General features: G+C 45.4%; 14 protein-coding genes. 3 read left to right on the top strand and 11 right to left on the bottom strand.

Annotated features, from left to right (window positions below):
- Positions 1-67: 67 nt before the first annotated feature.
- Together MY523_RS06045 and MY523_RS06040 are read right to left on the bottom strand one after the other, a co-directional pair.
- Entirely contained in the window at positions 68-1,357 is a 1,290-nt protein-coding gene (locus MY523_RS06045; protein ID WP_250657899.1) for an ammonium transporter, read from the bottom strand.
- Between the two features lie 285 nt (positions 1,358-1,642).
- Positions 1,643-2,515 (bottom strand): hypothetical protein, encoded by an 873-nt coding sequence (locus MY523_RS06040; protein WP_250657898.1) that lies wholly within the window; start codon positions 2,513-2,515, stop codon positions 1,643-1,645.
- A gap of 287 nt (positions 2,516-2,802) precedes the next feature.
- Here MY523_RS06040 and MY523_RS06035 point away from each other — a divergent pair, with 287 nt between their 5' ends.
- Positions 2,803-3,219, top strand: coding sequence for a CBS domain-containing protein (locus MY523_RS06035; protein WP_250657897.1), 417 nt, complete (start codon positions 2,803-2,805; stop codon positions 3,217-3,219).
- A gap of 23 nt (positions 3,220-3,242) precedes the next feature.
- Here the strand turns inward: MY523_RS06035 and MY523_RS06030 are convergent, their stop codons facing one another.
- Positions 3,243-4,226 carry a tRNA dihydrouridine synthase gene (locus tag MY523_RS06030; RefSeq protein WP_250657896.1) on the bottom strand — a complete coding sequence of 328 codons (984 nt, stop codon included), beginning with the start codon at positions 4,224-4,226 and terminating at the stop codon, positions 3,243-3,245.
- A gap of 241 nt (positions 4,227-4,467) precedes the next feature.
- On the opposite strand from MY523_RS06030, the gene MY523_RS06025 reads away from it, so the two are divergent.
- Positions 4,468-5,079 (top strand): riboflavin synthase subunit alpha, encoded by a 612-nt coding sequence (locus tag MY523_RS06025; protein WP_250657895.1) that lies wholly within the window; start codon positions 4,468-4,470, stop codon positions 5,077-5,079.
- 123 nt (positions 5,080-5,202) lie between these two features.
- On the opposite strand, the gene MY523_RS06020 is transcribed toward MY523_RS06025, so the two are convergent.
- Positions 5,203-6,366 carry a methyltransferase gene (locus MY523_RS06020; RefSeq protein ID WP_250657894.1) on the bottom strand — a complete coding sequence of 388 codons (1,164 nt, stop codon included), beginning with the start codon at positions 6,364-6,366 and terminating at the stop codon, positions 5,203-5,205.
- A 275-nt stretch (positions 6,367-6,641) separates the two neighbouring features.
- Here MY523_RS06020 and elbB point away from each other — a divergent pair, with 275 nt between their 5' ends.
- Positions 6,642-7,295: an isoprenoid biosynthesis glyoxalase ElbB gene (gene elbB / locus MY523_RS06015; protein ID WP_250657893.1), complete on the top strand. Its 654-nt coding sequence runs from the start codon at positions 6,642-6,644 to the stop codon at positions 7,293-7,295.
- Between the two features lie 353 nt (positions 7,296-7,648).
- Here the strand turns inward: elbB and MY523_RS06010 are convergent, their stop codons facing one another.
- The 7 genes from MY523_RS06010 to ureC all read right to left on the bottom strand — a co-directional run bounded on the left by MY523_RS06010 (position 7,649) and on the right by ureC (position 13,853).
- Positions 7,649-7,939 (bottom strand): putative quinol monooxygenase, encoded by a 291-nt coding sequence (locus MY523_RS06010; RefSeq protein WP_250657892.1) that lies wholly within the window; start codon positions 7,937-7,939, stop codon positions 7,649-7,651.
- A gap of 199 nt (positions 7,940-8,138) precedes the next feature.
- Entirely contained in the window at positions 8,139-8,906 is a 768-nt protein-coding gene (locus MY523_RS06005; RefSeq protein ID WP_250657891.1) for a substrate-binding periplasmic protein, read from the bottom strand.
- Between the two features lie 168 nt (positions 8,907-9,074).
- Positions 9,075-10,037 (bottom strand): pseudouridine synthase, encoded by a 963-nt coding sequence (locus MY523_RS06000; RefSeq protein ID WP_250657890.1) that lies wholly within the window; start codon positions 10,035-10,037, stop codon positions 9,075-9,077.
- Positions 10,038-10,235: 198 nt separating this feature from the next.
- The gene (ureG, locus tag MY523_RS05995) at positions 10,236-10,889 is read right to left on the bottom strand and encodes an urease accessory protein UreG (protein WP_250657889.1); all 654 of its coding nucleotides are present in this window, start codon (positions 10,887-10,889) and stop codon (positions 10,236-10,238) included.
- A gap of 75 nt (positions 10,890-10,964) precedes the next feature.
- Entirely contained in the window at positions 10,965-11,630 is a 666-nt protein-coding gene (locus tag MY523_RS05990) for an urease accessory protein UreF (RefSeq protein WP_250657888.1), read from the bottom strand.
- Positions 11,631-11,637: 7 nt separating this feature from the next.
- Complete coding sequence (ureE, locus tag MY523_RS05985) at positions 11,638-12,081, bottom strand: urease accessory protein UreE (RefSeq protein ID WP_250657887.1); 444 nt, start codon at positions 12,079-12,081, stop codon at positions 11,638-11,640.
- 65 nt (positions 12,082-12,146) lie between these two features.
- Positions 12,147-13,853 carry an urease subunit alpha gene (gene ureC, locus MY523_RS05980; protein ID WP_250657886.1) on the bottom strand — a complete coding sequence of 569 codons (1,707 nt, stop codon included), beginning with the start codon at positions 13,851-13,853 and terminating at the stop codon, positions 12,147-12,149.
- Between the last annotated feature and the right edge of the window lie 4 nt (positions 13,854-13,857).

The following is a 13,857-nucleotide window of genomic DNA, read 5'->3' as shown; positions in this document are numbered from 1 at the left end:
CAGAGATGAGGCCGGGTAGTATTTGAACATGAAAGGAGGGGGTGATTCCCCTCCCTCTTATTGAACTTTAAAGGTTATAACCTTTTTCTTCATGGGAAGAGGTATCAAGCCCCTCCACTTCGTCTTCCTCAGAAACACGTAGCGGTGCAAATAGACTGACTAATTTAAGTATTACGTATGTAACGATTGCGGTATACACAATAGTTGAAACAATGCCGATTAACTGAACTTTTAGCTGGCCGCCAATAGATGAGATACCCTCTGCAAAACCAAACCCGCTAAAAACTCCTAGTTCGGTCGATGCAAAAATACCCACCATAAATGTTCCTAAGATGCCCCCTACACCATGCACAGGAAATACATCAAGGCTATCATCTATCTTAAGCACACGCTTAACGTACTGAGTGGCATAAAAACAAACAAGGCCTGCTGCAAACCCGATGATTAACGCACCACCCGGCCCAACAAAACCAGACGCAGGGGTAATCGTACCCAAACCTGCAACCATACCTGTTACCGCACCCAACGCACTAGGCTTGCCAAACTTTTTCCATTCAATAAACATCCATACCAGTGCGCCAGTCGCTGAAGATATGTGAGTCACCAGCATCGCCATCGCGGCATCACCATTGGCACCCAAAGCGCTACCACCATTGAAGCCAAACCAGCCAACCCATAGCATACCTGCACCCGTAACCGTCATAGTCATGTTGTGGGGAGGCATCGCTGTGGTTGGAAAACCTTTTCGTGGACCAAGTACAATAGCCGCAACCAATGCTGCGACGCCCGCAGTGATATGAACAACTACTCCGCCGGCAAAATCGTATAGCCCCATTTCGGCGAGCCAGCCTCCGCCCCAAACCCAGTGGGTAACAGGCACATATACCGCCAGCAACCATATCGCACTAAAAAGAAGCACAGCAGAAAATCGCATTCTCTCAGCAAATCCACCAATAATAAGCGCAGGTGTAATAACCGCGAACGTCATTTGAAAAAGCATGAAAAGCGACTCAGGAATATCGCCGGATAATGTATCACGACCAATTCCCGACAACATAACCTTACTAAAGTCACCAATCAGCGCATTGCCTTCGCCAAAAGCCAGACTATACCCCATTATCAACCAAAGCAGAGAAGATACCCCGGCAATTGCAAAGCATTGCATTAGCACTGAAAGCACGTTTTTAGAACGAACCAAGCCACCATAGAACAGAGCCAAACCCGGCAAAGTCATAAACAGCACTAATGCTGTTGAGGTTAATATCCAGGCTGTATTGGCGCCATCGATCTGTGCATCTTCAGCTAAAGCAACACTCGGCAATATTGCCATCAACAACGGTAAAAATAGTCTTGTCATATCCTCTTCCCAGTAATTGGTTAAATGCACCACTATTGTGCAGTATGTTTATTTTCGCACCATTATAACTCTTTACTTGCACTAAGCTTTCGCAAAAAAGAGTCAGCTAATCAGAATATTATTATTATAATTCAGAACGTTATGATTCTTTTTTATAGCTAAACATTAACTTTTACGCTTAGCGCTTCAAATGAATGCACCAGATAAAAGCACTTTTTATGCCAAATAGGTGCACTCGCACTAATTACGAGCATAGCGGATTGTGTGGGTGCTAAAATACGGAGGTTAAGTCTTTCTGGTGGGCTGCTGGGTAACTGGGGCTGACTCGGGTACAGACACGGTCACTGCCTGCTCAGGGGCCGAGGGTTGTCGTTCAGCGATTTCTTGAACTGTATCATCAATACCTTTTTCAAGGTTACTAAAATGGTGCTTAAGATAATCTTCCTGAAGTCTTTTATAGGCTTTCTCAGCTTCAAGCATTAACTGTAGGTAGAGGCGGATATGCTTTTTTTCTTTCAACACTCCAAATAGCCGTTTCTTGGCAGATACATTCATCACGCCCTGAAACAGTGTCCGTTCAAGGTTTTGGTTGTATTTCGCTAGCTTGCGACATTTCCAGGCCAACCCATCCTGCCCCTCTAAGAGCTTTATATGATTAAGCGCCCTGAATTCCAGTTTTTTTCGCTCATGAAGGAGCTCAGACAAGGTAGGCTCGGAGCTAAAAAACCGTCGAAAACCCTTTAGTGAAAAGCACAACGTAATAAATAGCAACCCGAATGCACTCCCTCCTACCCAAGCGGGAACAAGTTCTAAGACACCGGCAACAAAAACAATGAATTCGATGACACAGAGCAAGAGCCAATAGTCTCGATTTCTCTTCGCAACAGACACCGTTCGATTATCAGGGTAGTCGTCTAAATAGAGCCAGTCGTAGTTTACATTGAGCAATGTTTGGCATTCCGCCAACAGTTTCTTTCGTATATGCTGCTGATGCTGCTCTTCGGATACACGCTTGTGCTCAGCCTCTTGACGCTCTTTGCGCTTGCGTGCCACGTCCAATTCCTTGGACGTCGTCGGCTTAAACGCAGCCGCCCCTGACACTGGTTCTGCTGTTTGACCGCGGTTTTCGTTATCGCTTTTTGCGTTTTCGTTATCCATTCACACTCTATCACTTTATTCTTAAGTTCCTTCTTACTATATCGTTCACAGTATCCTGATCTTTAAGTGTTTTTTAAATTGATTAGCATCATGCCGCTTAAACGATTGGATTGATAGGATGCAAGGGCGCCCGGTGCTTTTCTTTGGAGTTGTGCGCACTGCCACTGCACAATTTCCACTTGGTGAGTGCGAGGCAGGGACAGAATTTAGTTACTCCGTCGGTTTCTTTTTATCTGAAAACTGACTATACATTAGAGAATAAAAGCAATTAAAGCAGAGGATCAACAATGACCACACCCGCGATTTTAGTAAGTGACTACATGAAACCGGTCACAGAGTACTTTTCTCCAGACACCAGCGTTGAAGAAGTCGTAAAAACGTTAGTGAAAAGCAAGCTGTTTGGTGCGCCGGTATTGGATCAGGACAAAAAGCTTATTGGCTTTATCTCTGAGAAAGACTGCCTGAAACAGATGGTGAACGATAGCTATTATAGCCAAGACCATCACGTAGCACGTGACATCATGCGTGAAAACCCGCTCTCGGTATCTCCAAACTCAGATATTATAAGTTTGGCAGAAGAGATGTTAGGTCGTCGTCCTAAACTTTACCCTGTTGTCGAAAACAATCAGGTAATTGGAATAATCACTCGTACAGATGTATTGAAAGCGCTTAGCATAGCTCGCCTGGAATCTCATAAGCACTAACGGTTTAAGCCAGAGCACCGGCCTTACGCCAGAACGCCTACCTGCTGCTCCAGCTTATCAATAATCGGCTGAGGAGTTTTATCTTTTCTGATCAGGGTAAAAAACTCCTCAGCATCCGCGTATTCTCGCGACAAGTATCTTAACCACTGCTTCACTCGACCCACAGATTGTTTTTCGTCCATCTGATCTAAAGACATGTCCAAAAACTCAGCAAGAAGCTCAGCAACGTCTTCCCAGCTAAGTAACTGATCTCTCCCGCCGCCAATGGTACTCTTCTTTTTTCGCTCATTAAGCACCTTGCACTGATTCGCCAACCCCGGATTACTGATTAAACCCCGCCCTATCATTATGTCACTACACTGACTCTGCTCCTTGCAGCGGAGGTAATCCTCTGTATTCCAAATTTCGCCATTAGCCACAACCGGTAGCTGAACTACCTCTTTAATTTTTGCAATCCAGTCCCAGTACGCTGGAGGCCTGTACCCCTCCACCTTGGTTCTTGCATGAACAACAAGCTCGCTAGCCCCCGCTTCTTCAATAGCTTTTGCACACTCCAGCGCGAGACTTTTGTCTTCGTAACCAAGGCGCATCTTTGCGCTTAAAGGTGTGGTAGCTGTTAGCCCGTTTCGTACCGTTTTAACGATTTTGTAGAGGTTTTCAGGGTCTGTCAGTAGCACGGCTCCGCCATTACTGCGGTTAACTGTTTTAGCCGGGCAGCCAAAGTTCAGGTCAATGGCGGGAGCCCCTAGCGTGGAGACTAACTCAGCATTTTCAGCCAGGCAGACTGGGTCGCTACCCAATAATTGAACCCGAACAGGAGTGCCCGATTGAGTTTTTCCGCCGTGATGAAGCTCCGGGCAGGCACGATAGAATACTTTTTTGGGTAATAAGGTATTGGTTATTCGGACAAACTCGGTGACACAAACATCAATACCGCCGACACGCGTAAGAATCTGCCGCATAATATCATCTGTAAGGCCATCCATTGGGGCTAAAAAAATTCTCACGCACTACCTGCTTTACAAGCGCCGGTGTTAAGGGCGCCTATTTTACTATCAATCAATTTTGAACCATATGCAGGCTTACTCCCTACACAAAGGCTCGATTCGCTAAAAAGATGCGTATGATATAATCCCTTTCGCTTTTTACATAGCAACAATTTGTTTAATAACGTCATACCGGGTTACCGCTAGATATATCCATACTCAGTTGATCCGTATTTATGACTCTAAAAGAGATAAACCGTATATGTTCACAGGTATTGTTCAAGGCACCGCTATTGTTAAGTCGATCGATCAAAAAAAAGACCTTTCGAGATTAGGTATTGAGTTCCCGGCATCATCTCTGGAAAAGGTAGCACACGGTGCAAGCATCGCGATCAATGGCACTTGTCTTACAGTATCAGAGTATACAGATACCATAGTTTACTTTGATGTCATGATAGAGACGCTAAGAGTGACTAATCTGAGCCAGCTCGAAATTGGCAGTCTGGTAAACTTTGAAAGGGCGGCAAAGTTCGGAGATGAGATTGGTGGGCACCTGCTCTCTGGGCATATCCATACAACGGTAGTCGTCTCGTCGGTCGAAAAAACAGAAAACAACTGCATTATTAAATTCAAAGTACCCGAAGAGTGGATCAAATATATCCTGGAAAAAGGTTTTGTTGCTGTTAATGGCTGTAGCTTAACGGTGGGTGAAGTAACAGAAGACGAGTTTAACGTTTACCTGATACCGGAAACTCTCAGCATAACGACATTTGGCAGTACCCGCCCTGGTGCTATCATTAACCTGGAAGTAGACCACCAAACCCAGACGATAGTCGATACTGTGGAACGCTTAGGGTTAAAAATCACACAGTAGCCCTTTAACAAGCCATTCACTATTAAGTCGGTAAAGCAGTTCGGGGCTAAAACACTTGGCCCTGAACTACCTCCACTAGTGTTTTATCTCTTTACCTCTTTACCTCTTTACCTCTTTACCTCTTTACCTCTTTACCGCTTTAATGACGACAAATTTACTGCTTGAATCAACCAGTGTTGCATTACCGAATAGCTTTTTCAGCTTTACGTGGTACCCCAGGTGGCGGTTGCCCACAATCCAAAGTTCGCCACCTGGCTTCAAGCACCCTAGTGACTCTTTAAACATCTGCCACCCGACATGTTCACTAACCGTATTTTGCTGGTGAAACGGTGGGTTACATAGCACCAGATCAACACTGTTTGGGTCAACGCCAGCCAGACAGTCAGCATGGTTAAACGTTGCCGATCGATCAGGAAAATGCCCTTTAAAGTTCTCCTGAGCAGACGCCACAGCCATATTAGACTCATCGCAAAATATAAGATCCGCATTGGGGTTTAGCTGAGCCGCTGATACGCCCATCACGCCATTTCCGCAAGCCAGGTCAACAATTATTAAGTCATCATCTGACTCAGGCATCACTGCCAACAAAAGCCTTGTACCAATATCCAGACTTTCACGTGAAAACACATTTGAGTGATTTACAAGCTCAACATCAATCTCTTCAAGACTGTAGGAAGAGGGATACGGGTTATCAGGCTGTAACGTTGGGTCGAACGAAGAGAATATAAGCCGGGCTTTTTTAGCGGCGAGCGATGTCTTTGTGCTCCCTATTGTATTTTCCATTAGAGAAAGCGCATTCTTGGGCAAATACTTCACCATCGCCCCGCCAATAACCGCTGTTTTTTCACTAAGGCACGTGCGCAAACGCTGCATGACGTCAGCCAGGTAACCGTGATTTCTTGGCAGTTTGTAAACCACCAAGTCATAATGCTTGTCGGGAATGGCGGTATTATCAATAAAGCGAATATGGCTGTTTGTGCTGTCGAACCCGTTGACGGTGAGGTTTTCAATAATCGCCTGCTGTGAGATAAATGAGTCTGTCATCACGTCAACGACGACTGGCTTATTCGACTTAGCTAAAGCCAGGCAAATATAACTGGTAAGCGCGCCAAACTGATCATCAAACACTAGCACGCAATCTTTGTGAGTTAACAGTTGTTGCTCATCAAGATGATTGATCAATAGCTCATCGGCCGCATCCCACGCTCTCAGGCGGTCTCCGCTTCTAACCGGAAAACGTTTAAGTGTAAGTACCCCTAGTGGTGTTTGAAGTTCAATCTCGTTCATCAAGTTCTAAAGCGCCTATGACTAATCAACTAAAATCAGCGCCCATTGTACACACTTATAGACAAGGTACACACTTATAGACCAAGCACACACTTATAGACCAAGCACACGCTTATAGACAGGGCACACAGCAGCAACGCTTTCAGTACGCACCTTCATAGCCCCCCTTTAGAAAAGAACGACAACACGTTATGCTTTATCAACAACGACGGTTAAAAAACATCAATCTGCATAGTTGTCTGTAAACCACTTTATATCTTCAATGGAGCTGTTTAATGAAAAAAGTAGCGGTAGTTCTCTCTGGGTGTGGCGTATACGACGGTTCAGAAATATATGAAACAGTCATTACATTACTGGCACTTGATAGCAACGATGCTCAGTATCAGTGTTTTGCGCCTGACATCCCTCAATTGCACGTTGTCAACCACTTAACAGGTGAGGTCGAGTATGGCGAAACACGCAATACCTTAGTAGAAGCAGCAAGGCTGGCGAGAGGAGAAATTAAAGACCTTTCAGCGCTTGATGTAAAAGACTACGACGCCATTATCTTCCCCGGAGGGTTTGGCGCTGCGAAAAACCTTAGCGATTATGCCGTTAACGGCTCATCAATGGTCATTAATCTACAAGTCAAAACAATTGCTCAAGCATTTGCCAGAGCCTCTAAACCAGCGGGCTATATCTGTATTGCGCCAACACTCATCGCGGGTATATACGAAGAAGGCGCAAAGTGCACCGTGGGGAATGATGCCGACACCGCAGCGGCTATTGAGACCATGGGGGCCAAACACATTAATTGCGAGGTAGAAAACGTCGTCATTGATGAGGAAAACAAAGTCGTCTCAACCCCTGCTTACATGCTCGCAGAACGAATATCAGAAGCAGCCGTGGGCATTGAAAAGCTTGTAAGCCGCGTACTGGATATGGCTTAGGGTAAACGAGTGAGGTTGATTGCCTAATCGTTTCAGCTAAAGAAAAATTTTTCACTGAATCTGCAATCATTCTCACTCAATCTTTAGGCTGAAAAGATCGTCATCTACGATGCACTATTGCAGTGGCTGCGCAAAGCAGGCAGGGATTAGCCGTTTCCCGCAGTATACATATCATTTCCTGCGGCCAAAGACCCAGAATGTCTGAGTAACCTATAGCAATAGCCAATTGCCGATAAGGTATAACAACTAAAAAGGCTCGTGTTTCATCGCCTACTCTTTGGCTATCCATAATCCTGAGGAAAAGCGAGAACGGACCTCAATCGTTGACATACGCTATCGCCTTGATACTGGCTTTATATATCCAGTGACTCATAATAATTAACTGTAGGAGGGTCTGAAAGATAACTCATTAACTGGGCCATGACACCGTTATTCTGGATATTCAACAAGTACTTTTCGTGTGCTTCTTTCGACGACCACTTTTCGTAAAATAGCAGATCCCCACTATCTCGATTAAGGCAAATCGATACTTGCATACACCCACTAAAGCCTCTAACTGCGGGTAGCTTTTCTTCTATAAACGAGATGAGTTTAGTAGTAGTTTCAGGCTTGGCTTTTGACTGTAAATTAACGACGATACTCATATTAGACGTCCTTTCGAGTAATTCTATCTGATATTGGCTGCAAACAAGCAAGTCCATTCTATTTGCACTAGCACAATCAAAAAACATCACTTTTAGAAGTTTAATAGTGAATAATATTCAACAACACGCCACTTCCGAACGCCCTTGGGACACAACATTGTCATATAACTGGATTAAGTTTAATTCAAGCTCTCTTTACCTAGAAACAGTCTTGCCGGCAGTAATAGTGATGAACCAAGCTACTGTAGCGGCCCGAGGTTTTAATCGCCTCAAGGGCTCCTCTCCACTTTTTAACCGTTTCAAGTGGCGTACCGTTTGGAAATGCCAGGAAAGCTTCATCTGCAATAACGACATCTGTTTTACTCAATTTATCAACCGTCACACCAGCTATTTTCTCTATGGTTGGAAATAGCACTGCACTCAATAACGTGAGATCTGAACGGCCATCTGCGACTCGATCCCAGCATGCCTTATATGATGAGGCATAATCAATATTGGTGAACCCTCGTTCTTTTAGAGGCTGCACTTGAGGGCTAGCGGTACGAACACATACCGAAGCTGCACGTTTCGCGTCTTCCACCGTAGCAAGCCTTATATCGCTATCTCTACGTTTAATAAAATATGATGACTCTTCCAGAAGGGGGCCGACCCATTGATAGTCGTTGGCATTATCACTGGTACGCCGGATCCCAAGAAACCCGTGTGGGCCATTCATCTTGGCTGCCCTTGAAGCGCCTGTTTTTTCTATAGGAATAATATCTGGCGTCAGGTTAAGCTTTATCATTAACTCGCGTGTAAGCTCCGCTAAAAATGCTTGCCGGCCGCCGTGATGCTTTCCCCTCAATTCTTGACTACTATCGGTATAAGTACTCGACTTTATGTCGTAGCCATATATATTGATAGGCTCTTCTGCGAACGCACCACCGGCTGATAACATAATGCAAAGCAGCAACCATTTTCTCATCATCGATCTCCGTTTGTTTAACCACTTACTATTGATACACACCACAGATCATACACACCACAGATAGAGTTGATGTTAAGGTCACTTTGACACACTTTTTATATAGTTATATTGATCTTAGTACAAACAAATGAGTATTTTATTTGTTCAGAGAAGCATTTAGCTGTTCAGTTAGCGTTCCGCTTCAATAAAGTTATTTTTAACAAACTCACGCCACTCTGGCGGGAAATTATCATCTCTGATGACCAGTTCAGGGTCAGCAGGATGACTAAGGTTATGCAAATGCAGCTCATAAGCGTGCAGAAGGTGATGAGATGTAACAAGTTTTTCGTTATCTAGGCCGGTAAGCGGCTGGTTGATTCGCTTTAAATACATTTCTCCACTAAGACTATATATTTTATCTCCCACTATTGGGTGCCCCAGAGCTGCCAGATGCGCACGAATTTGATGCTTTCGCCCTGTCATAAGCTCACACCTGACCAGTGAAAACCCCTCGGTAGAGCTGAGAACCGAGAACCCTGTGCGGCTGTACTTCCCCTCGCCGCGCTTTACCTTATGCATCTGGCATCGAATTGGGCTGTCAGGAAGAGTGGCTAAATCACACTCGTAATCAAGCGCTGTCCATTCAGGGGTTCCGTAAACAACGGCATGGTATATTTTGCGTTTTATAAGCCCCGGCAGAGCAGGTTGGTATTTACGAGCCACCTCATTGTTTTGACCAATTAAAATAACGCCGGATGTTTCAATGTCTAATCGATGAAGCAAGTGAGCATTTGGCCAAGGACTCTCTCGTCGCAGCAGTTGAATGAGTGTGTTATATACGTTGCGAGTGGTTCGGTTAACCGGAAGGTTGGCGGGTTTGTGAATGGCTGCAATTTCGTCATTTGACCACAGTAGCGACCAATTTGGATCAACCGCAGCCTCCTGATAATCGGGCACAGTGTAATCTATAACTTGTCCGGTCTGAGTCTGTATATTTTCAGATATTGCCACACCATTGACTTTAATCTGCCCCGATTCTAACAGCGAGCACCACTTCTCCCGACTAAGGTAAGGTATACAGGGCAAAAGACAATCGATGAGGGTTATACCTGCCTGTTTGTCTGTAACGGTCAATGAAAATTTGGCATCCATTATGTAGCGACTTTACCCGATGTAGAAACTTTACCTGATGTAGCAACTTTACCAGGCCAACCAAATACTATTTTTCCGTCTTTAACTGGGCCAATCGCTCTAACTATATTTGTTTTATCCATAGCGTCGCAGATTTACACGTTTACTCAATTCGCCTTTGCAATAAAGCCCATTCCCGCTTGCGCGGGAATCAGTTCATCATGCCGTTTGAGGCTCTTCAAAGCTAACATCATCTGAAATACGTTTATCCAACATGCCTTTATCGACGATGAAGTCAATAATAGACCTGAGCCCTTCGCCTTTAATGAGGTTGGCAAAAACAAACGGTTTCTCTCCGCGCATTTTCTTTGAATCCCTATCCATAACATCAAGAGACGCATTGACCATCGGCGCAAGATCCGTCTTGTTGATTATCAACAGGTCTGACTTGGTAATACCAGGCCCCCCTTTGCGTGGAATTTTATCACCTGCACACACATCAATAACATATAAAGTGAGGTCTGAAAGCTCAGGGCTGAACGTAGCAGAAAGGTTATCCCCTCCACTTTCAACCAGCACAAACTCCAGCCCCTCATGGCGCTCCTGCAGTTCGTCAATGGCTGCCAAGTTCATCGATGCATCTTCACGTATCGCCGTATGTGGGCAACCACCGGTTTCAACCCCCATGATACGGTCTTGTTCGAGCGCGTCGTGGCGTATCAAAAATTCCTGATCTTCTTTGGTATAGATATCATTGGTCACAACAGCCATGTTGTAATGCTTCCGCATAGCCAGACATAGCTGCCGTAAAAGCGCTGTTTTACCTGAGCCAACAGGGCCACCAACACCGATTCTCAAACATTGGGTCGTCATGAATATATCCTACTGATTTGCGTTTATGTGAGGCCTTTGCACGGCGTTATAGTCGTGAAAAAGTCTCTATGTCTATTAGCTTCTAAATAAACGTGAGTACTGTGTTTCATGTATTGCACTGGCTATGGCAAAACCGGGCAATGTCGCTCCAATTTCGCTATCACTGACAAGCTTGGCATGCGCTATCGCCCGCTCAATTTTTTCCATCATTGGTAACATTACTTTTTGCGCTGCGGTTTGCCCTAAAGGGATCGCCTTACAAGCAACGGTCACTTGATTCTCTAACCAGCTCCAACATAGCCCGAGTGCCGCTTCGTCGGTATCAATAGAAAAGTGCTTGGCCGCAAATGCAAACAACGTAAAAAAACCTGCATTTTCGGGAAGCTGAACCTGATCCAAAATATCCAGCGAAATCAGCAGGCGTTTTAACGAACGCCCTAACTGTTCATCTTCCAACAGTAGCTCAGCACTTTCCCGACTGGCTCTAAAGTGCTGGTTCCAGCGGTTCAATGACTCTAAGTCCCCCTTATCCCACGCGGAATACATGCGGTAAAAAAGTGGCAAGTCTTGTTGTGCGAGGCCGTTAGATAATACGCCCGACAGCCACTCTGCCAGGTCGTCACCATCCTTAACCCATTCCATTTCAATCGCGGACTCCAGGCCTTGTGAGTAGGCAAAAGCGCCAATCGGCAATGCAGGGCTGGAAAGGTATAACAGTGATAATAGTGATTTAGCGTTCATTGTTTTCCTAATGGTGATGGCCACCCTTATATGCACCACTCTCAGGGTCAAAAGGGCTCAACTCATGTTCAATGGTCATACCATGGATGCGAACCATATCTTCAAGTACGTGATCCGGTTTAAAACGTAGCCACTTCTCACCCACCTGCAAAGGCACGTGACGATTTCCGAGATGATAGCAACATTTTGAGAAGACCAACCAGTCATCACAACGAGCTGTCGTTACAGCCTCATCTTGAGAAATGATGATAATGACCTTCCCGCATTCGGTTTTTAACGCTTGCCCCTGCTGTAAGACTTTACCCCTTTCGAGAAAAAGCCCAATATCTTCCCCTGAATCCGTGACGCTTCTTAAACGCCCTCGTTTCCTGTCATCATAATTCAACGTCAACGTATCATCAGCTGACAACCCGACAACGCCATCGGCATACTCGACTACTTTTAACACCATGATCTCCGGCTACTGGTTAGTAAATATATTCGTGCACACATTACTTAAACAACTATTACCCTTCGCTAGAATAAGAAATAACGCTGAGCCATCGGTAACACATCAGCAGGTTCGCAGCTTAATAGCACGCCATCAGCAGTGACTTCATAGGTCTCTGGGCTAACCTCAATCACCGGCATTGCATTATTATGAATCATGTCCTCTTTGGTCACCGAACGAACACTATGGCAAGCGACCAGTGTTCGGCTTAACCCTAACTCTTTAGGCAAGTCTCTTTTTTCAGCTGCTTTGCTTACAAACGTAAATGATGTTTTGGCCGGTGCGGTACCGAAACCACCAAACATATAACGATAATGGACAGGCTGCGGAGTGGGTATTGATGCGTTAGGGTCTCCCATTGGTGCACCGGCAATAAAGCCACCTTTTAGAATCAACGCGGGTTTAACCCCGAAGAATGCAGGCTTCCATAACACCAGATCAGCTAACTTACCCACTTCTATAGAACCCACTTCATGAGAAATACCATGAGCAATTGCGGGGTTGATCGTGTACTTCGCCAGATAGCGTTTTGCGCGGAAGTTGTCATTACCTTCTGGCTTATCTTCGTCTAACGCGCCTCGTTGGGTTTTCATCTTATGTGCGGTTTGCCAGGTTCTGGAAATAACCTCGCCGACTCTACCCATCGCTTGTGAGTCTGATGCGATCATCGAGAGTACACCCATATCGTGCAATATATCTTCAGCTGCTATCGTTTCCTTACGAATACGAGAGTCTGCAAACGCGACGTCTTCAGGGATATTAGGATCTAAATGGTGACAAACCATCAGCATATCCAGATGCTCATCAACCGTATTAACCGTGTAAGGTCTGGTTGGATTGGTTGATGAAGGTAGGACATTCAACTCGCTACAAGCTTTGATAATATCCGGCGCGTGTCCGCCTCCAGCGCCTTCAGTATGATAGGTATGTATGCATCGACCTTTAAAAGCCGCCAATGTGTCTTCTACAAAACCGGATTCATTTAAGGTATCAGTATGAATGGCTACTTGAACATCGTACTTTTCAGCTACGGTTAAACAGTTATCAATAGACGCAGGGGTTGTTCCCCAATCTTCATGAAGTTTGAGACCAAATGCACCATATTCCAACTGCTCTTCCAGCGCCTCGGGGAGGCTCGCATTCCCTTTACCTAAAAAACCAAAGTTCATTGGCAGGTTATCAGTCGCCTGAAGCATTTTAGCCATGTTCCAGGGGCCAGGCGTACAGGTTGTGGCATTCGACCCGGTTGCCGGGCCCGTACCGCCACCCAACATCGTTGTGACCCCCGACATTAGCGCTTCTTCTACCTGCTGTGGGCAAATAAAGTGTATGTGAGAATCAACAGCACCCGCAGTTACGATCTGCCCTTCCCCTGCTATAACTTCAGTGCCTGGGCCTACCGCAATTGTGATACCTTCCTGGGTATCCGGGTTTCCCCCTTTGCCAATCGCCGCTATCCTGCCTGCTTTTATGCCTATATCTGCTTTTACAATACCCCAGTGATCGAGAATCAAGGCGTTGGTAATGAGCACATCAACGACATCAGAAGAGACCATTTGGCTCTGCCCCATGCCGTCGCGAATAACCTTGCCACCGCCAAACTTAACTTCATCGCCATAGACGGTGTAATCTTTTTCTACCTCTATCCAAAGCTCTGTGTCTGCTAGACGGACTTTGTCACCGACAGTGGGTCCGAACATGTCTGCATAGGCTTTGCGGGAAATTTTTGTCATTTTA

It is taken from the genome of Alkalimarinus coralli, from assembly GCF_023650515.1.
In the GTDB taxonomy this organism is placed as follows: domain Bacteria; phylum Pseudomonadota; class Gammaproteobacteria; order Pseudomonadales; family Oleiphilaceae; genus Alkalimarinus; species Alkalimarinus coralli.
This window is presented reverse-complemented; position numbering and strand designations above follow the sequence as displayed.

Coding starts and splice junctions, on each gene's coding strand:
- MY523_RS06045 (WP_250657899.1), bottom strand. CDS start 1,357: ATGACAAGACTATTTTTACCGTTGTTGATGGCAATATTGCCGAGTGTT.
- MY523_RS06040 (WP_250657898.1), bottom strand. CDS start 2,515: ATGGATAACGAAAACGCAAAAAGCGATAACGAAAACCGCGGTCAAACA.
- MY523_RS06035 (WP_250657897.1), top strand. CDS start 2,803: ATGACCACACCCGCGATTTTAGTAAGTGACTACATGAAACCGGTCACA.
- MY523_RS06025 (WP_250657895.1), top strand. CDS start 4,468: ATGTTCACAGGTATTGTTCAAGGCACCGCTATTGTTAAGTCGATCGAT.
- MY523_RS06020 (WP_250657894.1), bottom strand. CDS start 6,366: ATGAACGAGATTGAACTTCAAACACCACTAGGGGTACTTACACTTAAA.
- elbB (WP_250657893.1), top strand. CDS start 6,642: ATGAAAAAAGTAGCGGTAGTTCTCTCTGGGTGTGGCGTATACGACGGT.
- MY523_RS06010 (WP_250657892.1), bottom strand. CDS start 7,939: ATGAGTATCGTCGTTAATTTACAGTCAAAAGCCAAGCCTGAAACTACT.
- MY523_RS06005 (WP_250657891.1), bottom strand. CDS start 8,906: ATGATGAGAAAATGGTTGCTGCTTTGCATTATGTTATCAGCCGGTGGT.
- MY523_RS06000 (WP_250657890.1), bottom strand. CDS start 10,037: ATGGATGCCAAATTTTCATTGACCGTTACAGACAAACAGGCAGGTATA.
- ureG (WP_250657889.1), bottom strand. CDS start 10,889: ATGACGACCCAATGTTTGAGAATCGGTGTTGGTGGCCCTGTTGGCTCA.
- MY523_RS05990 (WP_250657888.1), bottom strand. CDS start 11,630: ATGAACGCTAAATCACTATTATCACTGTTATACCTTTCCAGCCCTGCA.
- ureE (WP_250657887.1), bottom strand. CDS start 12,081: ATGGTGTTAAAAGTAGTCGAGTATGCCGATGGCGTTGTCGGGTTGTCA.
- ureC (WP_250657886.1), bottom strand. CDS start 13,853: ATGACAAAAATTTCCCGCAAAGCCTATGCAGACATGTTCGGACCCACT.